The organism is Actinomadura sp. RB99, assembly GCF_014706005.1.
Lineage (GTDB): Bacteria > Actinomycetota > Actinomycetes > Streptosporangiales > Streptosporangiaceae > Spirillospora.
Genome location: NZ_JABMCA010000001.1, coordinates 44165 through 63791, shown reverse-complemented (window position 1 = coordinate 63791; position 19627 = coordinate 44165). Strand labels below are relative to the sequence as shown.

The window sequence follows — 19627 nt, the reverse complement described above, 5'->3', positions numbered from 1 at the left end:
GCGCGGCGGATCTAGATTGGGTCCACGTGCGGATCATCTCCCTGAACGCCTGGGGCGGCGCGATGTTCGACGACCTCGCCCCCTGGCTCGACGCGTGCGGCGCCGACGTCCTGTGCCTGCAAGAAGTCACCCACACGCCGGGCCTCGGCGGCTGGACGCGCTTCGACGACGCCGACCGGTCGCTGCCCCAGCGGGCGAACCTCCTGGCCGATGTCCGTGAGCGCCTCCCGCACCACCACGGGCTGTTCACCGCGAGCGACGCGGGTCCCGTCCAGGATCGGCAGCGGCGGTTCCACCGGCAGGACTTCGGGCCGGCCACCTTCGTCGCCGAGGCTTTTCCCCTGGTCGGCGTCCGGTCCGCGTTCGTGCACGGCGCCTACACCGAGCACCGCGACGGATGGCCGAACGACGGCCGGCCCCGCGCCGCGCTCGCCGTGCGCGTGCACGACCGCCGGGCGGAGCGGTTCGTCACCGTCGTGAACCTCCACGGCCTGCGCGATCCGCGCGGCAAGGCCGACACCCCGGCCCGCCAAGCGCAGGCCGAACGGCTCGCCGACCTCGTCGAGGGGGCGCGCGAGGACGGCGACCTGACCGTGGTGTGCGGCGACTTCAACCTGCTCCCCGACAGCACGACCTTCAAGACCCTCGCGGACCTCGGGCTGACCGACCTGGTCGGCGACGCCGACACCCGGACGTCCCGCTACCCGAAGCCGCTCCGGCACGCGAGCTACCTGCTGGTCTCCGACCCCGGCGCGGTGGCACGGTTCGAGATCGCGACCGCGCCCGAGGTGTCCGACCACCGGGCTCTGGTGCTCGACCTCTGACGGCGGGGAGCGCGGCAGGACAAGGGGGTCAGGAGCCGCTCTCGTCAGTGCGGGCGCCGGCGAGGACGGCGTCCAGCAGGCCCGGGTAGCGGGCGTCCAGGTCGTCGCGGCGCAGGGTCAGCAGGTTCTCCCGGCCGGACGGCTCCTGGAAGATCACGCCGCTGTCGCGGAGCACGCGCCAGTGGTGGGTCATCGTCGACTTGGACGTGATGCCCAGTTCGGCGAGCACGCTGCCGCAGTTGCGCTCGTCGGCGCCGTCCAGCACGCGGACGGCGGCCAGCCGCACCGGATGGCCGAGCGCCGACAGCACCCCGTCGACGCGGATCTGGTCGCGGTCCGGGTGGCGGTACCTCATGGTCCAACCGTAGCGCGACGGTCGAACGATCCGCCGGGTTCCCTTGCATATTTGTACGACCGTACGCGAGTATTCGTACAGTCGTACTCCGGATGGCGGCTCCGTCCGCCGCCCGTCCCCCTAGAGACCGCGAAGGGTGTCCTTGGCATGTCCGCTGTAACGAGGCAGCCCGCCGGGCGGCTGGGCTGGATCCTGGCCCTGCTGGCGCTCGCGCAACTGATCTACGCGCTGGACCTGAACATCGTGTTCGTGGCGCTCCCGGAGATAGGCGCCGAACTCGGCTTCCCCGGCCAGACGCAGCAGCTGGTGGTGAGCGCCTACGTCGTGTTCGCGGGCGGGTTCCTGCTGTTCGGCGGCCGCGCGGCCGACCTGCTCGGCCGCCGCCGCGTCTTCGTGCTCGCCCTGGCCCTGTACGCCGTGTCGTCCCTGGCGGGCGGCCTCGCGCCGTCCCCCGCCGCGATCGTCCTGGCGCGCGCGGTGCAGGGGATCGGCGGCGCGCTGCTGCTGCCGTCCACCCTGTCGCTGATCAACACGTTGTTCGCCGAGGGACCGCAGCGCAACCGGGCGCTGGCGGTCTGGGGCGGCGCGGGCGCCAGCGGCCTGACCATCGGGGCGCTGCTCGGCGGCGTGCTCACGGAGAACCTCGGCTGGCCCGCCGTCTTCTACGTCAACGTGCCGCTCGCCGGCCTCGTGGCCCTCGCCGCGCTGGCGGTCATCCCGCCCGACCCGGCCGGCGGGCCGCGGCGGCGCTTCGACCTGCCCGGCTCGCTGACCGTCACCACGGGCGCGACGCTGCTGGTGTTCGCCCTGGTGGAGGGGCCGGAGGAGGGCTGGGCGGACCCGCTGGTGATCGGCGCACTCGTGGCGGCCGCCGCGCTGCTGGCGGCGTTCGCGGTCATCGAACGGCGCAGCGCCGATCCGCTCATGCCGTTCCGGCTGTTCCGCAACCGGAGCCTGACCATCGGCCTGAGCGTCACCTTCATCTACATGGCGACCTTCGGCGTGCTGCCGTACTTCCTGACCGTGCTCATGCAGAGCGTGCACGGCTACAGCGCCCTGCAGACGGGGCTGGCCTTCCTGGTCCCGTCGCTGGCGATCGCCACCGGCACCCAGCTCGGCGAGCGGCTGACCACCCGGATCGGCCTGCGCGCCACGCTGCTCATCGGCTTCGCGATCGGGGCCGCCGGCACGGCCGCCATGGCGGTCGGGTTCGACGCCGGCGCCGGCTACGGGCTGCTCGTGCCCGGGCTCATCGTCTCCGGCGTCGGCCAGGGCATCGTCTGGACGGCCATGTGGATCGCCGCCGCCACCGGCACCGCCGCCCACGAGCAGGGCGTCGCCAACGGCATCGCCTCCACGACCCTCAACATCGGCAACGCCATCGGCCTGGCCGTGTTCACCGCGCTCGCCGAGATCGGCACCGGCGGCAAGACAGGGGGCGCCCTGCGCGCGGCCACCGCCCACGGCGAGCTCGTCGTGGTGCTTCTCACCGCGGCCGGGATGGTCGCCGGACTGCTGGCCTGCCTCGTGCTGCCGCGTGCCGGCGCGTCCGCCCCGACCGCTGCCGGCACCACCGACCCCGAACACCTCGTCGCGGGCTGACCGCGCCGCACGCCCCCGTCCGGGACCCGGACGGGGGCCGGCGGCGGCCGGGGTCCGGCACCGGCGGACGTCGGATACCGTGACGCCTGTGATCTTGAGTCCGCGCTGGTCCCCGACGCGCGAGGGGATCCGGGCGTGGTGCGGTTCGCCGGTGAGGGCCGCCACCTGGCTGGCCACGGCGCAGGTCGCGGCGGGCGGTGCGGTGGGGCTGGCAGGCCTGGCCGCCGTCGCCTTCCCGATCGCGGTCGGCATCGAGCTCGCGCGGTCGGTCGTCGCCCCCCTCGTGGTGCTGGCCGTCGTCCTGGCCGTGGTGCGCGGCTGCACCGCGTTGCAGCGTTCCAGGATCACCGCCTTCACCGGCGCCGATCCCGCCGGGGACCGTCCGAGGCCGTCCTGGCAGCGGTGGCCCTTCACCGCCGGAGCCTGGCGCCAGGTCGCCTACCACTTCGTGGCCGGACCGCTCGCGGTCGCCATGGCGGCGCTGGTCGGCGCGGTCTGGAGCGGCGGGCTGCTGCTCGCCACCGCGCCCGTCCACGCCTGGACGCTGCCGCCGGACGGGCCGCTCGGCTGGAACCCCCGCGCGCCTCTCGCCGTCGCCGCGATGACCGTCGCCGGGGTGCTCCTCCTCCTGCTCGGCCCCGCGCTGGCCGCCGCGCTGGCGCGCGCCGATCTCGCGGTGGCGCGCGCGTTCCTCGGGCCGACCCGGCGCCAGGAGCGCGCGGCGCTGGCCCGCCGGATGTCCGGGCTGGCGGCGAGCCGGGCCGCGACGGTCGAGGCCGCCGACGCCGAGCGCCGCCGGATCGAGCGCGACCTGCACGACGGCGCCCAGCAGCGGCTCGTGTCGCTGGCGATGAACCTCGGCATCGCCCGCGCGACGCTCAAGGACCTGCCCGAGCCCGCCCGGGACGTCGTCGCCCGCTCCCATGAGGAGGCGAAACTGGCGCTGACCGAGCTGCGCGACTTCATCCGCGGGCTGCATCCCGCCGTGCTCGACGAGCTGGGCCTCGACGCGGCGCTGTCCGGGCTCGCGGGACGGACCCCGATCCCCGTGGACGTCCGGGTGGACCTGCCCGAACGGCCCGCCCCCGCGCTGGAGTCGGTGGCGTACTTCGTCGTCTCCGAGGCGCTCACCAACGTCGTCAAGCACGCGGGCGCGTCCCGGGCCGAGGTGGCCCTCGCGCGCCGGGACGACCGGATCGTGCTGACCGTCGTCGACGACGGCCGCGGCGGCGCGAGCACGGCGGGCGGCAGCGGCCTGGCCGGGCTGTCCCGCCGCGTCGCGTCCGTAGACGGCACCCTGTCCCTGTCCAGTCCGACCGGCGGCCCGACCCGCCTGACCGTGGAACTGCCATGCGCATTGTGATCGCCGAAGACTCGTTCCTGCTGCGGGAGGGCCTCGTCCGGCTGCTGGAGCTCGGCGGCATGACCGTCGCCGCTGCGGTGGGCGACGCCGACGCCCTGCTGGAGGCGGTGGACGGGCACGACCCCGACCTGGTGGTCGTGGACGTGCGGATGCCGCCCACCCACACCGACGAGGGACTGCGCGCCGCGCTGAAGCTGCGGGAGAACGGGCCGCGGCCGGGCGTCCTGGTGCTGTCGCAGTACGTCGAGGAGCGGCACGCCGCGCAGCTGCTGCGGGGCGACACCACCGGCTTCGGCTACCTGCTGAAGGACCGGGTCGCGGACATGGAGGAGTTCCTGGCGACGGTCCGGCGGGTCGCCCAGGGCGGGACCGCGATCGACCCGGAGGTCGTGTCGCAGCTGCTGAGCCGCAGCGACGGCCCGCTCGACCGGCTGACGCCCCGCGAGCACGAGGTGCTGCGGCTCATGGCCGAGGGCCGGTCCAACGGCGGGATCGCCGAGGAGCTGGTGGTCAGCGAGAGCGCCGTCGCCAAGCACGTCGCGGGGATCTTCGCCAAGTTCGACCTGCCCGGAACGCCGCAGGAGCACCGCCGGGTCCTGGCCGTGCTGAGGTTCCTCAGCGGTGAGTGAGCGATGAGGGGCCTGCGGACGGCCTGGATCGCGCTCGGGGGAGCCGCCACGGTCGCGCTGCTGGGCGCCGGGACCGTCGGCGGGAGGGTGTGGCTGAGCGGTTCGGACGATCCTTCGCAGCCGACCGTCCGCTACTCGCGGATCCACGCGGTGACCAAGGTCGTCGTGGAGTTCGACAGCGGTGACGTGCTGGTCGCGGCGGGCGGGAGCGGGCGCGTCGACGTCGAGCGGCGGTCGCGTGACGGGCGCTTCCTCGACCTCAAGGAGGTCTGGGACGGGAACCTGCTCCGGCTGGCGGGCGGCTGCCGCGACGGGAACGGCGAGCGCGCCGCGCACTGCAAGGCCGGGTACGTCCTCCGGGTACCGGCGGCCACCGAGGTCGAGGTGCGCGCCGACACGGGCGACGTCACCGTGGCCGGGCTCACCGGCGCGGTGTCCTGGACGTCCGGCAGCGGCGATCTCGAACTCCGGGACGTGGCCGGGCGCGTCCGCGCGACGACCGACTCGGGCGAGGTGACGGCCACGGAGCTGCGCTCGTCCGCCGTGGAGGCGCGGACCAACACCGGTGACGTCGGGCTGGCGTTCGCCGCCGCGCCGCAGCGGGCGGCCGTGACGACCAACACCGGTGACATCCGGCTGGCGGTCCCCCCGGGCCGGTACCGGACCAGCGCCGACACGATCTCCGGCCGGCGGGACGTCGCCGTCCCGGGGGACGGCGCGTCCCCGTCCGTGCTGGAGGCCCGCAGCAACAGCGGTGACGTGCGGCTGCGGGCCGGCTGACGGCTCGGTCACGGGATCGGCGGACGGATCACTCGCCGCGCGGGGCGGGCCCGCCGGCGAGAAGGCGGGTGGCGACCACGGACGTGCAGACGGCCACCACGGCGCACATCCCGGTGACCGTGAGCACGGAGGTCCACGGGACGGTCAGCGGGAAGTCGCCCACCAGCCCGGTCAGCGCCGCCCGCTGGCCCGCCACGACGGCGACCGCCGCCGCGCCGGCGAGGATCGCGCCGGCGACGGTCGCCACCACGGTCTCGGCGGCCACGAACGTCAGCGTCTCGCGCCGCGTGGCGCCGGCCAGGGTGAGGGCCGACAGCTCGCGGCGGCGGTCCGGGGCCGCCATCACCAGGGTGTTCGCGATCGCGATCAGGGCGAACGCCAGCGCGATCCCGAACACGTTCCCGGTGGCGAGCCTGCTCTTGCGCTGCTGCTCGGCCTGCTCCGCGTCGAGCAGGGACGACCGGGCGGACAGCCGCACGGGCCGGTCGCGCACGGCCGAGCGCAGCGCCGCCGCCACGGCGGAGGCGTCGCCGCCCGCCGCGACCTTCACCTCGATCTGAGCCGGGCGGCCACCGCCGGTGGAGGCGGCCGGGATGTAGCCGATCTCGCCGGTGACCGTGGTGCGGGTCAGGGCGGCCACGCGCAGCGCCGCGGACGTGCCGTCCGGCAGCCAGGCCCGCACCCGGTCCCCGGTGCGGACGCCGAACTCCCGCGCGCTGTCGCGGTCCAGGACGAGGGAGTCGTCGCCGAGCCTTTCGAGGGACCCGTCCACGACGTCCGGATGCCGCGTCGCGGTCAGCGCCCGCGGGTCGACGGCGAAGGCCGACAGCGTGCCCAGATAGCGGTCGCAGTCCCCGCTCAGCCGCACTTCGGCGGGGGTGTAGACCGCGACCGCGGCGCCCGGGACGGCGCGCACCCGGTCGACGACGGCCGAGCCGATCCCGCCGTCGCCCTCGGCCGTCAGGACGTAGTCGGCGCTGCTCCCGGCGCGCAACCCCGCCACGTTCGCGGCGTTCGCCGCGTCCTGCGCGGTGAAAAGCGCCGCGCCGAGGCCGACGGCCAGCACCACCGGAGTGGCGACGGCGGCGGTGCGCCGTCCGGCGAACAGCGCGCCCTCGCGGACCACCATCGCGCCCGCGCCGAGCCGGCGCAGCGGCCAGGCCAGCGCAGCCAGCACGGGGCGGATCAGCAGCGGGGTCAGCAGCGCGCACCCGCCCACCAGCAGGACGGGAACGAACAGGTAGTTCTGCATGCTGAGCGCCACGACCTGGTTGGACTGGACGGCGCCCGCGCTCTTGTAGACGCCGAGGGCGAGCAGGACGCCGCCGAGCACCAGCCGCACCGGCGTGGCCGCCCGGCGCCTGCCGGTGGCCTCCCGCAGCGCCTCCGCCGGGCGGACGCGCCCGGCCCGCCACGACACCACGACCGTGCCGGCCATCGCCGACAGCAGACCCAGCAGGAACGAGATCACCAACGGGGCGGGACGGGTGTCGACCGCGAGCCACGGCGGCGCGACGCGATGGTCCACCATCCAGGCGCGCAGGACCCCGGTCGACCGGGCGCCGATCGCGCAGCCGAGGGCCGACGCGAGGACGGCCAGCACGAACGCCTCGGCGAGCACCATCCGCCGCACCTGCCTCGGCGTCGCGCCCACCGTCCGCAGCAGCGCCATCTCCCGGCGCCGCTGCTCGACCACGAAGGCGAAGGTGGCGATGACGACGAAGACCACGACGAAGACGACCAGCATCATCGACGTGCCCGCCATCCCCTCGGCGTCGCGGAGCTGGTCGCGGCCGCCGGCCTGGTCGCGTTCGGCCAGCAGCCGGTCGTCGCCCGTGAGCACTTGTGCGCCCGTTCCCTGGACCGCCGCGCGCACCGCCGCCGCGTCGCCGTACGCGACGACGGCGTCGACCTCGGGCGACAGCCGCGCCGCCTCCCCGTCGGCGAAGAACACGGCGTGCTCGAACCACACCGGAGCGGTGACGCCCGCGACCGTGTAGTCCCCGAAGCCGGAGCCGGTCGCGACCCGGACGGTCCCGCCGACCAGCGACGGGTCGCCGCCGCCGACCACGATCTCGCGCGACGACTCCGGCGCGTGCCCCTTCACCAGCCGGTACGGGGTGAACGCGGCGGTGCTCCAGGGATGGCCCACCTGCGCGTCCGGGCCGCCGGGAAGCCGCGCGGCGAACGACCGGTCCGCGACCGTCCGGCCGGTGCCGGACAGGGCCCGGACGGTTTGCGGGGTCAGCGGGCTCGGGCGGCTCAGCGGGAACGCGCGCGGGTCGCCGTCGTCGTCCTTCAGCTCCACCGTCACCGGCGCGGTCACCACCGCCGGGGCCTGCGCGTACCGCTGCGGGCCGTGGAACTCGGTGGACGTCACCGCCCGCAGGGTGATCGCCATCATCGCGATGATGCTCGTGCCCAGGGCCAGCGCCAGGAAGGCCCCGGCGTAACTCGCCGCCCGGCTGCGCAGGGTGGCCAGCGCGATCCGGATCACTGCGCCGCCTCCAGACCGGTGATCCGCGCCGCGACCAGCTCCGGCGTCGGGGCCTCCAGGCTCCCGGCGATCCGGCCGTCAGCGAGGAAGAGCACCTCGTCGGCGACCGATGCCGCGACGGGGTCGTGGGTGACCATCACGATCGTCTGCCCCTCGCGGTCCACCAGGTCCCGGAGCAGCGTCATGACCTCGCGGGACGAGCGGGAGTCCAGCGCGCCGGTGGGCTCGTCGGCGAACAGCACCTGCGGGCGCGTCACCAGCGCGCGGGCGATCGCGACCCGCTGCTGCTGGCCGCCCGACATCTCGCCGGGCCGGTGCCGCCGCCGCTCCGCCAGGCCGAGCCGGTCCAGCGCGGCGTCCACGTCCCGGCGCTTCGGCCGCTTCCCCGCCAGCATGAGCGGCAGCGCGACGTTCTGCCGGGCCGTCAGCGACGGCACGAGGTTGAACGCCTGGAAGACGAACCCGATGCGGTCGCGGCGCAGCCGGGTCAGCGCCCCCTCGCTCAGCCCGCTCAGCGAAGTCCCTGCCAGTTCCACGTCGCCGGCGTCGACACGGTCGATTCCCGCGGCGCACTGGAGAAGGGTGGACTTTCCCGATCCGGACGGTCCCATGACGGCGGTGAACCGCCCGCCGGGAAAGGCGACGGAGACGTCGTCCAGCGCCGCCACCCTGTTGTCGCGGCGGCCGTAGGTCTTGCTGACCCGGCTGATCCGCACCATGACTTCGCTGCTCATGGCCTCGACGGTAGAAGCCGGAGCCCTGCCGGGACCATGACGCGGAGACCCGACTCGACCCTGTACCCAGCACCAGGTGACACCCGGCCCGAGCAGCGAGCGCTACCTCAGCCTGGTCGGCGCGCTCGCCCAAGAGGGCTTGCCGGTGGAGAGGTCACCGTGCGGGACCTCGTGGCCCTCGCCGCGGTCGATGACGTCGTCGAGGGCGGCGCGGGCCTCCAGGAGACCCCCGATGGCCTGGTCGAGCCTCGCGCGTTCGGCGCGCAGGCGCCCGATGACCCCCGCGCACGCGGGAGTCGGCAGGGAGTCGTCGCGCAGGCACGAGCTGACCTGGGCGATGGTGGCGGTGGACAGCCCGGCGGCCAGCAGGGCGCGGATCTTCCGCACCGCGCCCACGTCGGCCTCGGCGTAGTCGCGGTAGCCGTTGGGAGACCGCTCGGGCGTGAGCAGGCCCTGCTTCTCGTAGTAGCGGAGGAGCTGCTCGTCGACCCCCGTGCGCCTGGCGAGTTCCCCGATGCGCATGTGAACCGCCTTCGCCGCTTGACCTTGTAACTGGTTTCAGAGTTTACCTTCGTGATCGCCCACCCGAGGCGAGCTCGCCTTGCGGGGGCGGTACGGCATGACTACGCAAGGAGATCAAGGACGATGGCAGCACAGGCAGACGTTTTCGTCGTGGGTGCGACCGGGTTGCTCGGCGGCCGGATCGTGTCGGCCTTCCTGGACCGGGAGGTGACCGTGCGCGCGCTGGTGCGCCCCGGCGCCGCCGGTGAGAAGAAGCGAGCGCTCGACGCCCTGCGGGCCAGGGGAGTCGAGCTGGTCGAGGGCGACATCACCGACCCGGCCGACCGGCTGGCCGCCGCCATCGGCGGGGCGCGGACCGTCGTCTCCGCCGTCCAGGGCGGCCCGGAGCTCATCATCGACGGTCAGGCGAACCTCTTGGCGGCCGCCGAGCAGGCCGGCGCGGCCCGGTTCGTCCCCTCCGACTTCGCCATCGACATTACCAAGCTCGACGACGCCGACAACGTCATGATCGGTTGGCGGCGGCGGGCGGCGGCCCTGTTCGCGGGCTCGCGGCTGGGCGTGCTGTCGGTGCTGAACGGCGCGTTCGTCGAGGTGATGACCGGCTTCATGGACCTCATCGACTGGGAGAAGGGCACCTTGTCGCACTGGGGCGACCCCGACCAGCCGATGGACCTGACCACCGTCCAGGACACGGCCCTCTACACCGTCGCCGCAGCTCTCGACCCGGCGCTGGCGGGCGGCGGGACGGCACGCTTCGCCGGTGAGGTCGTCTCGATGCGCGAATTCCGCGAGGCCGTCGAGCGCGGCACCGGCCGGAAGCTCACCTTGCAGACGCTGGGCACGGCCGATGAACTGCGGGCCGAGATCGAGCGCCGCGCCAAGGCGACGCAGAACCCCTTCGACTACGTGGCCTTGCAGTACCAGTGGTGCATGGTCACCGGAAAGGGCAAGTTCGACGCCTTGGACAACGACCGCTACCCGGAGGTCAAGCCGACCTCCGTCGAGGACTTCGTCCGCAGCGCCGACCTGCCGGCCTGACCTGACGCCTCCGGCGGGGTTCCGCGAGAGGACGCGCTCGTCGTCGCGGGCCGTCCGGCGCCGGCTCGGTTAAGGGGTCGCGTCAGGGCGGGCCGGCGTTCGATGATGCGAGCATGTTGGATACATCCCTTTATGTGGCTTTTCTCGTCGCCGCGCTCGCCCTGTGCCTCACGCCCGGACCCGACATGATGTTCATCGTGGCCATGGGGGGACGGGGCGGGCCCGGCACCGGCGTGATGGCCGCCGTGGGAGTGGCGACCGGCGCGCTCACCCACGCGATCGCGGCGATGCTCGGCCTGTCGGCGCTGTTCACCACCCTGCCGACGCTCTACCACGTGCTGCGCTGGGCGGGCGCCGCCTACCTGCTCTACCTCGCGGTGAGGTCGTTCCTGGACCGCGGTGAGACCGGCGAGGAGGCCGCCCCCGCGGGACCGGGACGGCTCCGCGCGTTCTGGCAGGGCGTCGTCACCAACCTGCTGAACCCCAAGGTCATCCTGTTCAACATCGCGTTCCTGCCGCAGTTCGTGAATCCGTCACTCGGGCACCCGATGGTCCAGTTCCTCGTCCTCGGGCTGACGCTCGTGCTCATCGGCCTCGCCGTGGACGGGACGGTCGGGCTGCTGTCCGGCCGCCTCGCCCGGCTGCTGCGGCGGAGCCGCCGTGTCGCGCGCGGTCTCAACATCTTCAGCGGCACCGTCTTCACCGGCCTCGCCGTGCGCCTCGTGGCCGTCGCGAAATAGAGGCGCCTCCTCAGCGCCTTCTCAGCGCCGCGCACCGCCGGCGGACGCGGCGGCGGTGTAGCGGCGGGCCAGGCGGGCGCAGGCGTCCTTGAGCTCGGCGGGGCCGACGATCTCGAAGTCGGCGTCGAAGCGCCCGACGGCGGCGGCCAGTCCGCGCCAGGACCACGAGCCCAGCACGAGCCGGCAGCGGTCCGGGCCGAGCTCCTCGACGAGCCCGTCCCGGGAGTAGCGGGACACCGCCGCGGCGGGCAGGTGAAGGATCACCTCGCCGCGGCAGGGCCAGTCGGCCGAGCCGCCGGAGCCGCGGAAACGGCCCGCCACGAACGCGGCCACGTCCCCACCGGGGACGGCGCGGCGGGCGAAGCGAGGCCCCGTCGGGGTGCGCGGGGTGATCCGGTCGGCGCGGAACGTGCGCCAGTCCTCGCGGTCGAGGTCCCAGGCGACGAGGTACCAGCGGCCGCCCCAGGTGACGAGGTGGTGCGGCTCGGCCCGGCGCGGCGGGGCCGGGGCGCCGCCGCCCGCCTCCGGAGGCGAGGCGGACGCGTAGTCGAACCGCACGACCTCGCGGGCGTGGACGGCGGCGCCGAGCGCCATGAGCACGCCGCCGTCCACCTGCGGTTCCGGCCGGGGCACCGGCCGCTCGACGGCGGTGACCTGCAAAGTGTCGATCCGGTGGCGCAGCCGGGACGGCATGACCTGCCTGATCGTCGCCAGCGCGCGCGCCGCGCCCTCCTCGATTCCCGCGCCGGAGGCGGCGGCGATCTGGAGGGCGACGGCGAGGGCGACGGCCTGCTCGTCGTCGAACAGCAGCGGCGGCAGCTCCGTGCCGGCCGCGAGCCGGTACCCGCCGTCCGGCCCCTTGATCGCGGCGATGGGGTAGCCGAGCTCGCGCAGGCGGTCGACATCGCGGCGCACCGTGCGCGGGCTGACGTCCAGGCGCTCGGCCAGCAGCGCGCCCGGCCAGTCCCGGCGCGCCTGGAGCAGCGAGAGCAGCTCCAGCAGCCGTGCTGAGGTCTTCTGCATGCTCCCGATTCTCGCGGAAGAAGCGGCCACACCCTGTCCGCTACCCCTGCGACGGTGGACACCGGGTCCGAGGAAACGGGCACGACCGAACCGAGCGATGAAGGAGTCCGACTATGGCCGTCGACACCGTGACGCACCTGAACTTCCGAGGCGATGCGCGCGAGGCGCTGTCCTTCTACCGGTCCGTGTTCGGCGGGGACATGGCCGTGATCACCTACAAGGACGCAGGGAACGTCCAGGACCCGGCCGAGGCGGACCAGGTGATGTGGGGCCAGGTGGCCGCCGGCAACGGGTTCCGGGTGATGGCGTACGACGTGCCGTCGAACCTGCCGTGGAACCGGGGCGAGAACGCGTTCTTCGTCTCGGTGCGCGGCGAGACGGCCGAGGAGATCACCGGCTACTGGGAGAAGCTCTCCGAGGGGGCGAGTGTCCGGCAACCTCTGGGCTCCGCCCAGTGGGCGCCTCTCTACGGGATGCTCGAGGACCGGTTCGGCGTCATCTGGGTCCTGGACGTCGCCAGCGGCTACGACGCGTCCTGACCCGATGGCCGTCCTCGACACCCGGGCGCTGGGCCGCGCGACGCTCGCTCGGCAGCTGCTGCTCGACCGCGCCGACCTCACGGCTCACGACGCGATCGGGCACCTCTGCGGCCTGCAGGCGCAGGAACCGCAGGAGCCGTTCGTCGGGCTCTGGTCGCGGCTGCGCGCGTTCGACCCGGCGGAGCTCTCCGACCTGCTGACCGGAAGGCGCGTGGTGCGGACGCACCTCATGCGCCGCACCGTCCACCTCGTCACCGCCGAGGACGCCCTGTCCTGGCGGGCCCGGCACGAGCCGATGCTGCGCCAGCGGGTCCTCGGGGTCTACCGCCGCGAGTTCGCCGGGGTGGACCTCGACGAGCTCGCGGCGGCGGGGCGGGCGGCGACGGCCGACGGCGAGCCGCGCACCATGGCGGAGCTGGCGCGCGCGGTCGCCGGACGGTGGCCGGACCCGTCGCCGCGCGCCCTGGGCGAGATGCTCGTCTCCGCGCTCGTCCCGAATGCGCAGATCCCGCCGCGCGGGCTGTGGCGGACCAGGGCGGGGGTGCGCAACGTCCCGCTGTCCTCCTGGCTCGGCCGCGAGGCCGACCCTCCGTCCGCGGACGCCTCCGACCCGGTGGGGCAGGTGCTGGTGCGGCGCTACCTGGCCGCGTTCGGGCCCGCCGCCTCGGCCGACGTGCGCGCCTGGTGCGGGCTCGCGGGACTGCCCGCCGCGATCGCCGCGATGCGCGACGAGCTGGTCGCCTTCCGGGACGAGCGAGGCCGCGAACTGCTCGACCTCCCCGGCGCGCCGCGCCCCGACCCCGACACGCCCGCTCCCGTGCGGTTCCTGCCCGCCTACGACAACGCGATCCTCGGCTACCACGACCGCAGCAGGATCATCGACGACGACCACCGCGGCCTGTCCGTCACGGGCGCTCGCGTGGTGCTGGTCGACGGTCGGGCCGCCGCGACCTGGAGCGCCGACGCCGGCACCGTGGTCGTCGCCCCGCTGCGCCGCTTCTCCCGCGCCGAGCGCACCGCCGTCGCCGAGGAGGGGCGGTCGCTGGCGTCGTTCCTCTCCGACGGCGACGCCGACGGCGTCCGGATCACCGATCCGGCGTAGGCCGGGCGTGCCGCGCGGAGGGCGCCGCGTCAGGCCCAGCCGTGGACGCTGAACGCCTCACCGCGCATGATCGCGGCGAGCGCCAGCGCGCAGTGCGGGATCACGTCGCCGGGCGGCCGGACCGGGTCGATCCACACCGCCTCGGACGCCTTGTCCGGCTCGGCGGCGCGCGGTTCGCCCTCCCAGCGGTCGAAGCGGAACCAGAAGTCGCTGACCGCGTGGCACGGGCCCGGCAGCGTATCGGCGGTGCGGTGCATGACATGGGCGAAACGGGCGTCCTCGCGGCGCAGCCGGACCCCCGTCTCCTCGCGGGCCTCGCGGATCGCTGCCGCCAGCACGTCCTCGCCCGGCTCGATCCGCCCGGCGGGAGGGCAGAGCCACCCGTCGGCGTACCCGGTGTTGTAGCGCCGCAGCATCAGGACCTGACCGTCGTGGCGCCGCAGGACGACCTGGGGCGCCACGAAGGACCCGTACCAGCCGCCGCTCCCGTCCCCTTCCGGCGGCGCTGCGACCTCGCGCGCGGAGACGATCCCGAGACGCCCGGCCATGTGCGCTTCGGCCTGGGCCGCGCCGCCCGCCAGGTCGACCATGGGGACCGCTGCGGACAGCATGACGTCGGCGAGCTCGTCCAGCACATCGGACCTGCTCTTGTGGACGCCCTTGCGGGGATTGCCGCCGGTCATCCCGATGTAGGCCTCGGCGACCTCGCCGACCTCTTCGGCGAGCTTCAGCACCAGCGTCTGGGTCGGCACCTCGGACAGGTAGCCGGTCCTGATGCGGACGGTGTCGGCCCAGAAACCGCGGCAGGGCTCGGTGGTCTCGGAGGAGGTCACGGCGTCGAGCCTAGGAGCCGGAGGGGCGCCCGTCCCGGTTTCTCGAACATCCGATCGAATTTTTGCCCGGCCCCGTTCGCGGTTCCCGACTCCGCCGGAGGGTGCTTCTAACTACACTTGTAGCAGCTACCGCGCGACCGGGGGCCGGGCTGCGATGCTTCACCGTGGCCGGGTGCCTCGGGACGGCTCCGGCGTACAAGAGAAGAGGGGATGGAAGGCATGGTCTTCAAGCAGTTGCTGGGCGCCTTCGGGGTGGGCGGCCCTTCGGTCGAGACGGTGCTGGCCGGCCCGCACGGACGTCCGGGCGAGTACCTGTCCGGCGAGGTCCGCGTGCAGGGCGGAGACCGTGACGTCCACATCCACCAGGTCGTGCTGAGCCTCGTCACCCGTGCCGAGTACGAGCACGGCGACCACGAGGGAAGCGGCGGCCTGGAGTTCTATCGCGGGGCGATCACCGGGGCCTTCCACCTGGGCGCCGGGCAGTACCACGCGATCCCGTTCCAGATGCCGCTGCCGTGGGAGCTCCCCGTCACCGAGGTCTACGGGCAGCACCTGCACGGCATGGCCATGGGCGTGCGGACGGAACTGGAGGTCGCCGGGGCGGTGGACGCCGGCGACCTGGACCCGGTCTCGGTGCTGCCCCTGCCGTCCCAGCAGCGCGTCCTGGACGCGTTCGGGGCGCTGGGGTTCGCCTTCAAGGGCGCCGACGTCGAGCAGGGGCACATCGCCGGCCTGCACCAGGAGCTGCCGTTCTACCAGGAGATCGAGTTCCACGCGCCGCCGCAGTACGCGGGACGGATCAGCGAGGTCGAGCTCACCTTCGTCGCCGACCCGCACGGCCTGGCGGTCGTGCTGGAGGCCGACCAGCGCGACACCTTCCTCTCCGAGGGCGACGACGTCTTCGGGCGCTTCCACGTCTCCCATGAGGAAGCCCTTCACATGGCGTGGGAGCACGAGCTGGAGTCGTGGCTGCAGGCCGTGGCCGGGCACGCGGGCGGGCACGGCTTCGGCGGACACGGCTACGGCGGCCACGGGGGCGGGCACGGCTTCGGCGGACACGAGTACGGGCACGAGGGGTTCGGCCACGGCGCCCATCAAGGCGAGCACCACGGCGGCCACGGGCCTGGCTGGGGCGGCGTGGCCGCGGGCGCGGCCGGCGGTCTCGCGGCCGGGTTCGTCGCCGGTGCCGTCGTCAACGAGATGCTCGATGACGACGACAACGGCGGAGACGACGACGGCGGGGACGACGACTCGTTCGACACCGGCTTCGCCCAGCAGGCCGTCCAGAGCGCCTACCAGGAAGCCGCCTACGAGCAGGCGTACGAGGACGCCTACGAAGACGCGTACGAGGACGCGATGGACACGTACGAAGGCGACGACTGACCCGAGGCGCCCCCGCGCGGCCCGGCGCCCGCCTCGGGCATCACGCCTCCCGCACGCTGATCGCGGCACGCGGGTGGCGGGGCTTCTCGATCTCGTCGAGCAGCGCGATCGCGAAGTCCGCGTAGGTGATGCGGCTGGCCGGATCGCCGTGCTCCGCGACGGCGTACCGGCCGGTCGGGGCGCCGTCGTGGTCGAAGTCGCCCGCGGGCGCCACGTACGTCCAGTCGAGGTCGGAGGCCCGGAGCTCATCCAGGCCCGCCGCGTGGCCGAGGTAGAAGGACCGGTACTCGTTCGGGTAGCCGGGCTCGTCCATCAGCGGAGCGCCGGACGGCCCGGGCATGATCGACGCGAGCCCGACCACGAGCAGGCGGCGCACGCCGGCCCCGGCCAGCCCGGCGGCCAGCGCGCGGGACGAGGCGGTGAAGAAGTCGTGCGGCGGCGCCGCCAGGTCCGCGGCGGCGCTGACGGCGGCGTCCTGCCCGGCGGCGGCCCGCCCGACGGCGGCCGCGTCGGTGACGTCGCCCGCCACGACCCGCGCGCCGGCCAGGTCGCCGTGGCGGGCCGGGTCGCGCACCACGGCGGTCACGCTGTGGCCGCGCCGGTGCGCCTCGGCGACGGCCTGCCGCCCGGCCCGGCCGCCCGCGCCGAAGACCACGATGTTCATGGGGAACCGCCTTTCACCAGGGCCGGGAATCGGTGCGCCCGGCCGGTGCGCCGACGTTAACGGGGGCCGTGGTTTCCATCGGGATACCGGTTATCGTGAGGGCATGAGGGAGCCTTTGCCCGCCGACATGTTCGACGAGCTGTGCCCGTCCGCCCTCAATCCGATCCGGTTCGGCGACAAATGGGCGGGGCTCGTCATCCGCTGCCTGGAACACGGACCGCGCCGGTTCTCCGAACTGCGCGTTCCGCTGAGCCGCGTCACGCCCAAGGTCCTCACCCGGTCGTTGCGGTCTCTCGAACGGGACGGGCTCGTCGAGCGCACCGTCCACGCCGGGGCGACGCCGCATGTCGAGTACGAGCTGACCCCGCTCGGCCGCAGCATGCTCCAGCCGATGGCCGCGGCGTGCGCCTGGGCCGAGGAGCACTGGGACGAACTCCTCGACGCCCGCGAGTCCTACGACAGCGCCACCCGTCTGGACCGCACCGGATGATGACGTTCCGATGTCGGGGCGGCGGCTTTCCATGAGTGAATGGGCGGACGGTGATCGCTTCCACCCCGAGGTCCGCTCATGAGGCTCATTTGCGACTACTTCCGGGCGCCCGACAGGACGACGGCCCTGTTCCTGCACTTCCCCGAGTATTGGACGGACACCGCCCTGCCCGACGCGGAGGCGGTGCGGCTGAAGAGCATCGATCCGTACGTCATGCTCGGCAGGCTCGTCAGCCTCCTGCTGTCCCGGGCGACCTTCGAGGACGTGCTGTTCTCCGGTTTCCCCGAACGGGACGTCCCGGAGCCGGAACTGCTGACTCCGGAGGACGACGACCCCATCATCGTCGAACTGGACGTCATGGTGCGGGACACCCTGGCCAAGGCCACGCAGGCGGAAATGGACGCGGCGGCGCCGTTATGGGCGCAGACCGAGGAGTTCGTCGGCAACGAGTTCTTCGACCTGCCGGAGGTGCGGAGATCGGTCGCCGACCTGGCGGGCCTGGCGGGCCGCGCCCGGGAGGCGGGCCAGATGATGTACTGCCTCATCTGCCCGTTCCCGCGAATAGTCGAATGGCTGCCCCCCGAAACGGATTGACGCGACGGCCTGCGGTGATGGTCCGGGGCGATGCGAGCGACCTTCCGCGCGGTCCGTCAACGGGCGCCGGCCGGGCGGTGGCGGATCCGGCGGGTCTCCAGGGCCAGGTAGCCGGCGAGGGTCAGGACGGCGGCCGATTCGAGGCCGAGCGCCAGCCACACGGTGGTCCGGTATCCGTACTCGTGGAAGCCGAAGAGCGTGGCCTGCTCGCTGATGAGCAAGCCGATGATCGTGCCCAGCAGGAACACGATCCCGCCGAGCGCGACGAGCGCGTGCGGAGCGCGGCCGATCAGCGGCAGGGACCGGACGAGCGGGATGGACGCGAGCGGTACGAGCAGGGAGATGCCCAGCACCACCGCGCTGGCGAAGTTGGCCGCGAACAGCGGCCCGATGATCGGGATGACGCGGTAGTAGTCGGCCATGTACTCGTACAGGTGCACCGCGCCGACGCCGAACAGCAGCAGCGCCGACAGGTGGCGCAGCAGGGCCGGGGACAGGGCCCCCGTGCCGGTGAGGTCAGGGCTGGTAGCCACCATGGGCACTCCCGGTGGTCTGGATCTGTCCTTGCGGGGTGAGGGCGAACCAGGGGGAGCCGAACTGCGTGATGCCCTGGCCCTGGGCGTCGCCGCGTCCGGTGTCGGCCTGGTAGTAGTACAGCGGGTGCCCGGCGTAGACGATCTGGCGCGGCCCGTCGGAACGGGCGATCGTGGTCAGCATGTCCGGCTGGGCCCCGCCGGACGTCCCGGGCCGTCCCTGGGACGTGGCCGGGGGCCAGATGCTCGCGCACGCGCCGGAGCAGGTGGACCGGTTCGGCGGGTCGGCGGCGAACACGTACAGCGTGCGGCCCTTGCCGTCGACCAGGACCGGTCCGAGCTTCGGCACGGCGGCCGACGTGACCTGCTGGCGGCCGGGGTCCTGGGAGTTCGTCGCGAACGCGCAGCCGGCGGCCAGCAGGCCCGCCGCCGCGACGGCGGACCACCGCGGAGACGCGGTCCGCGCGCGCGACGTGTCAGGAGCCACCTTTCTCGACCTTCTGGCCGGCCGAGGACACCACGTACCACCCGGCGCCGAACTGGGTGAGCCCCTGCCCCTTGGCGCTGCCCTTCACGCCGCCGTCGGGCGTGTAGTAGTAGAGCGGGTGCCCACCGTAGGTGACCTGCTTCTTCCCGTCGCTTCTGGTGGTCGTGCCGAGCTTGGACGCCTTGGCGTCGGAGCCGGCATGCGGCGTGCCCGTGGTCGTGACGGGCGGCCACACCGCCGCGCAGGCCCCGGCGCAGGACGACTTGCCGCCCTGGTCCTTCTCGAACAGGTAGACCGTGCGGCCTTCGCCGTCCACCAGGATCTGCCCGAGGTTGCCGACCTTCGCCGTCGCGATCGTTCCGCCCTCGTTCGAGGTGTTCGGCGCGGACGTGGCGGCCAACGGCACGGCGGGACGGTGCGCGTGGGCGCCGCCCGAGCCGCCGCACGCGGTGGCCGCGGCCGCGAGCGCCGCGACGGGCACCGCCATGCGCACGCCTCGGCTCCGCCACGGCCGGGTCGTCGAGTGCGAGGTGCTGCGCAGAGTCGTCCGGGACATCGCAGGACGTCCTTTCCTGGAGAGCTCGGTACCGGTCGAGCCGATGCCTTCCTTTCCGGCTCGGCACGTACCCGCGGAAGCGGCGGGCGAACTGACTTGCCGAGACGCTGACCTGCCCTTTCTCGGTCGCCGGAGAGTCCATGGCGAAGCCTTGAGGGACGGCCCTGCGCCTCCGCTCAGCCGCGCGGGTCGGGACCGTCGGTGAGGCCCCGCATCTCGGCGAACCGGCCGCCCCGGACGCGAAAGATCCCGATCCAAAAAGGGGGCTTGGCGGGGTGGGTGGTGGCGGCCTCCGGTCCCCGTCAAGCCCCGGTGCCGGCGGACGGCGCTGTCCGCCGA

22 protein-coding genes are annotated in these 19627 nt (G+C 73.9%); 12 read left to right on the top strand and 10 right to left on the bottom strand.

Going from position 1 to position 19627, the window contains the following annotated elements; all coding sequences use genetic code 11:
* Window positions 1-26: 26 nt before the first annotated feature.
* On the top strand, window positions 27-824 hold the full coding sequence (locus tag amrb99_RS00350) for an endonuclease/exonuclease/phosphatase family protein (RefSeq protein WP_190850574.1): 798 nt from the start codon (window positions 27-29) through the stop codon (window positions 822-824).
* A 28-nt stretch (window positions 825-852) separates the two neighbouring features.
* Here the strand turns inward: amrb99_RS00350 and amrb99_RS00345 are convergent, their stop codons facing one another.
* Window positions 853-1179: a helix-turn-helix domain-containing protein gene (locus amrb99_RS00345; protein WP_190850570.1), complete on the bottom strand. Its 327-nt coding sequence runs from the start codon at window positions 1177-1179 to the stop codon at window positions 853-855.
* 147 nt (window positions 1180-1326) lie between these two features.
* Between amrb99_RS00345 and amrb99_RS00340 the strand changes: the two genes are divergently transcribed.
* From amrb99_RS00340 to amrb99_RS00325, 4 genes are all read left to right on the top strand, one after another.
* A complete protein-coding gene (locus amrb99_RS00340; RefSeq protein WP_190850569.1) occupies window positions 1327-2781 on the top strand; it encodes an MFS transporter in 1455 nt (484 codons plus the stop codon).
* A gap of 88 nt (window positions 2782-2869) precedes the next feature.
* Complete coding sequence (locus tag amrb99_RS00335) at window positions 2870-4144, top strand: histidine kinase (protein ID WP_347256474.1); 1275 nt, start codon at window positions 2870-2872, stop codon at window positions 4142-4144.
* Entirely contained in the window at window positions 4132-4773 is a 642-nt protein-coding gene (locus amrb99_RS00330) for a response regulator transcription factor (RefSeq protein WP_190850567.1), read from the top strand. The genes amrb99_RS00335 and amrb99_RS00330 overlap by 13 nt, the downstream gene beginning before the upstream one ends.
* A 3-nt stretch (window positions 4774-4776) precedes the next feature.
* Window positions 4777-5553 (top strand): DUF4097 family beta strand repeat-containing protein, encoded by a 777-nt coding sequence (locus amrb99_RS00325; RefSeq protein ID WP_190850565.1) that lies wholly within the window; start codon window positions 4777-4779, stop codon window positions 5551-5553.
* Between the two features lie 28 nt (window positions 5554-5581).
* On the opposite strand, the gene amrb99_RS50495 is transcribed toward amrb99_RS00325, so the two are convergent.
* The 3 genes from amrb99_RS50495 to amrb99_RS00310 form a co-directional block, all read right to left on the bottom strand.
* Window positions 5582-8050, bottom strand: a complete 2469-nt coding sequence (locus tag amrb99_RS50495) for an ABC transporter permease (protein WP_190850563.1) — start codon at window positions 8048-8050, stop codon at window positions 5582-5584.
* Window positions 8047-8784 (bottom strand): ABC transporter ATP-binding protein, encoded by a 738-nt coding sequence (locus amrb99_RS00315; RefSeq protein WP_190850561.1) that lies wholly within the window; start codon window positions 8782-8784, stop codon window positions 8047-8049. Before amrb99_RS00315 ends, amrb99_RS50495 begins: the two co-directional genes overlap by 4 nt.
* Window positions 8785-8886: 102 nt before the next feature.
* The gene (locus amrb99_RS00310; RefSeq protein ID WP_190850559.1) at window positions 8887-9306 is read right to left on the bottom strand and encodes a MerR family transcriptional regulator; all 420 of its coding nucleotides are present in this window, start codon (window positions 9304-9306) and stop codon (window positions 8887-8889) included.
* 123 nt (window positions 9307-9429) lie between these two features.
* Here amrb99_RS00310 and amrb99_RS00305 point away from each other — a divergent pair, with 123 nt between their 5' ends.
* Both amrb99_RS00305 and amrb99_RS00300 read left to right on the top strand, forming a co-directional pair.
* Window positions 9430-10344 (top strand): NmrA family NAD(P)-binding protein, encoded by a 915-nt coding sequence (locus amrb99_RS00305; protein ID WP_190850556.1) that lies wholly within the window; start codon window positions 9430-9432, stop codon window positions 10342-10344.
* Window positions 10345-10457: 113 nt separating this feature from the next.
* Window positions 10458-11084, top strand: a complete 627-nt coding sequence (locus tag amrb99_RS00300) for a LysE family translocator (RefSeq protein WP_190850546.1) — start codon at window positions 10458-10460, stop codon at window positions 11082-11084.
* A gap of 21 nt (window positions 11085-11105) precedes the next feature.
* On the opposite strand, the gene amrb99_RS00295 is transcribed toward amrb99_RS00300, so the two are convergent.
* The gene (locus amrb99_RS00295; RefSeq protein WP_190850543.1) at window positions 11106-12107 is read right to left on the bottom strand and encodes a WYL domain-containing protein; all 1002 of its coding nucleotides are present in this window, start codon (window positions 12105-12107) and stop codon (window positions 11106-11108) included.
* Window positions 12108-12220: 113 nt separating this feature from the next.
* On the opposite strand from amrb99_RS00295, the gene amrb99_RS00290 reads away from it, so the two are divergent.
* Both amrb99_RS00290 and amrb99_RS00285 read left to right on the top strand, forming a co-directional pair.
* Window positions 12221-12646 carry a VOC family protein gene (locus amrb99_RS00290; protein WP_190850533.1) on the top strand — a complete coding sequence of 142 codons (426 nt, stop codon included), beginning with the start codon at window positions 12221-12223 and terminating at the stop codon, window positions 12644-12646.
* Window positions 12647-12650: 4 nt separating this feature from the next.
* Entirely contained in the window at window positions 12651-13748 is a 1098-nt protein-coding gene (locus amrb99_RS00285; protein WP_190850529.1) for a winged helix DNA-binding domain-containing protein, read from the top strand.
* Between the two features lie 29 nt (window positions 13749-13777).
* Here amrb99_RS00285 and amrb99_RS52925 read toward each other — a convergent pair whose 3' ends face one another.
* The gene (locus tag amrb99_RS52925) at window positions 13778-14581 is read right to left on the bottom strand and encodes an NUDIX domain-containing protein (RefSeq protein ID WP_190850525.1); all 804 of its coding nucleotides are present in this window, start codon (window positions 14579-14581) and stop codon (window positions 13778-13780) included.
* A 210-nt stretch (window positions 14582-14791) separates the two neighbouring features.
* On the opposite strand from amrb99_RS52925, the gene amrb99_RS00275 reads away from it, so the two are divergent.
* Entirely contained in the window at window positions 14792-15964 is a 1173-nt protein-coding gene (locus amrb99_RS00275; RefSeq protein WP_347256473.1) for a sporulation protein, read from the top strand.
* Window positions 15965-16004: 40 nt separating this feature from the next.
* On the opposite strand, the gene amrb99_RS00270 is transcribed toward amrb99_RS00275, so the two are convergent.
* The gene (locus amrb99_RS00270) at window positions 16005-16628 is read right to left on the bottom strand and encodes an NAD(P)H-binding protein (protein ID WP_190850522.1); all 624 of its coding nucleotides are present in this window, start codon (window positions 16626-16628) and stop codon (window positions 16005-16007) included.
* A 103-nt stretch (window positions 16629-16731) separates the two neighbouring features.
* Between amrb99_RS00270 and amrb99_RS00265 the strand changes: the two genes are divergently transcribed.
* Window positions 16732-17118 (top strand): helix-turn-helix domain-containing protein, encoded by a 387-nt coding sequence (locus tag amrb99_RS00265; RefSeq protein WP_190850519.1) that lies wholly within the window; start codon window positions 16732-16734, stop codon window positions 17116-17118.
* A gap of 78 nt (window positions 17119-17196) precedes the next feature.
* Entirely contained in the window at window positions 17197-17712 is a 516-nt protein-coding gene (locus amrb99_RS00260; RefSeq protein WP_190850515.1) for a hypothetical protein, read from the top strand.
* A 56-nt stretch (window positions 17713-17768) separates the two neighbouring features.
* Here amrb99_RS00260 and amrb99_RS00255 read toward each other — a convergent pair whose 3' ends face one another.
* The 3 genes from amrb99_RS00255 to amrb99_RS00245 are packed head-to-tail and all read right to left on the bottom strand — an operon-like array spanning window position 17769 to window position 19288.
* Window positions 17769-18248, bottom strand: a complete 480-nt coding sequence (locus amrb99_RS00255; protein ID WP_190850512.1) for a hypothetical protein — start codon at window positions 18246-18248, stop codon at window positions 17769-17771.
* Entirely contained in the window at window positions 18229-18732 is a 504-nt protein-coding gene (locus amrb99_RS50485; protein ID WP_206699733.1) for a hypothetical protein, read from the bottom strand. Before amrb99_RS50485 ends, amrb99_RS00255 begins: the two co-directional genes overlap by 20 nt.
* Window positions 18722-19288: a hypothetical protein gene (locus amrb99_RS00245; protein ID WP_190850508.1), complete on the bottom strand. Its 567-nt coding sequence runs from the start codon at window positions 19286-19288 to the stop codon at window positions 18722-18724. The genes amrb99_RS50485 and amrb99_RS00245 overlap by 11 nt, the downstream gene beginning before the upstream one ends.
* Window positions 19289-19627 lie beyond the last annotated feature (339 nt).

Bases quoted from the DNA above. Each gene is read 5' to 3' on its own strand.
- amrb99_RS00345 (WP_190850570.1), bottom strand. From the start codon at position 1,179: ATGAGGTACCGCCACCCGGACCGCGACCAGATCCGCGTCGACGGGGTG.
- amrb99_RS00340 (WP_190850569.1), top strand. From the start codon at position 1,327: ATGTCCGCTGTAACGAGGCAGCCCGCCGGGCGGCTGGGCTGGATCCTG.
- amrb99_RS00330 (WP_190850567.1), top strand. From the start codon at position 4,132: ATGCGCATTGTGATCGCCGAAGACTCGTTCCTGCTGCGGGAGGGCCTC.
- amrb99_RS00325 (WP_190850565.1), top strand. From the start codon at position 4,777: ATGAGGGGCCTGCGGACGGCCTGGATCGCGCTCGGGGGAGCCGCCACG.
- amrb99_RS00315 (WP_190850561.1), bottom strand. From the start codon at position 8,784: ATGAGCAGCGAAGTCATGGTGCGGATCAGCCGGGTCAGCAAGACCTAC.
- amrb99_RS00310 (WP_190850559.1), bottom strand. From the start codon at position 9,306: ATGCGCATCGGGGAACTCGCCAGGCGCACGGGGGTCGACGAGCAGCTC.
- amrb99_RS00305 (WP_190850556.1), top strand. From the start codon at position 9,430: ATGGCAGCACAGGCAGACGTTTTCGTCGTGGGTGCGACCGGGTTGCTC.
- amrb99_RS00300 (WP_190850546.1), top strand. From the start codon at position 10,458: ATGTTGGATACATCCCTTTATGTGGCTTTTCTCGTCGCCGCGCTCGCC.
- amrb99_RS00295 (WP_190850543.1), bottom strand. From the start codon at position 12,107: ATGCAGAAGACCTCAGCACGGCTGCTGGAGCTGCTCTCGCTGCTCCAG.
- amrb99_RS00290 (WP_190850533.1), top strand. From the start codon at position 12,221: ATGGCCGTCGACACCGTGACGCACCTGAACTTCCGAGGCGATGCGCGC.
- amrb99_RS00285 (WP_190850529.1), top strand. From the start codon at position 12,651: ATGGCCGTCCTCGACACCCGGGCGCTGGGCCGCGCGACGCTCGCTCGG.
- amrb99_RS00275 (WP_347256473.1), top strand. From the start codon at position 14,792: ATGGAAGGCATGGTCTTCAAGCAGTTGCTGGGCGCCTTCGGGGTGGGC.
- amrb99_RS00270 (WP_190850522.1), bottom strand. From the start codon at position 16,628: ATGAACATCGTGGTCTTCGGCGCGGGCGGCCGGGCCGGGCGGCAGGCC.
- amrb99_RS00265 (WP_190850519.1), top strand. From the start codon at position 16,732: ATGAGGGAGCCTTTGCCCGCCGACATGTTCGACGAGCTGTGCCCGTCC.
- amrb99_RS00260 (WP_190850515.1), top strand. From the start codon at position 17,197: ATGAGGCTCATTTGCGACTACTTCCGGGCGCCCGACAGGACGACGGCC.
- amrb99_RS00255 (WP_190850512.1), bottom strand. From the start codon at position 18,248: ATGGTGGCTACCAGCCCTGACCTCACCGGCACGGGGGCCCTGTCCCCG.
- amrb99_RS00245 (WP_190850508.1), bottom strand. From the start codon at position 19,288: ATGTCCCGGACGACTCTGCGCAGCACCTCGCACTCGACGACCCGGCCG.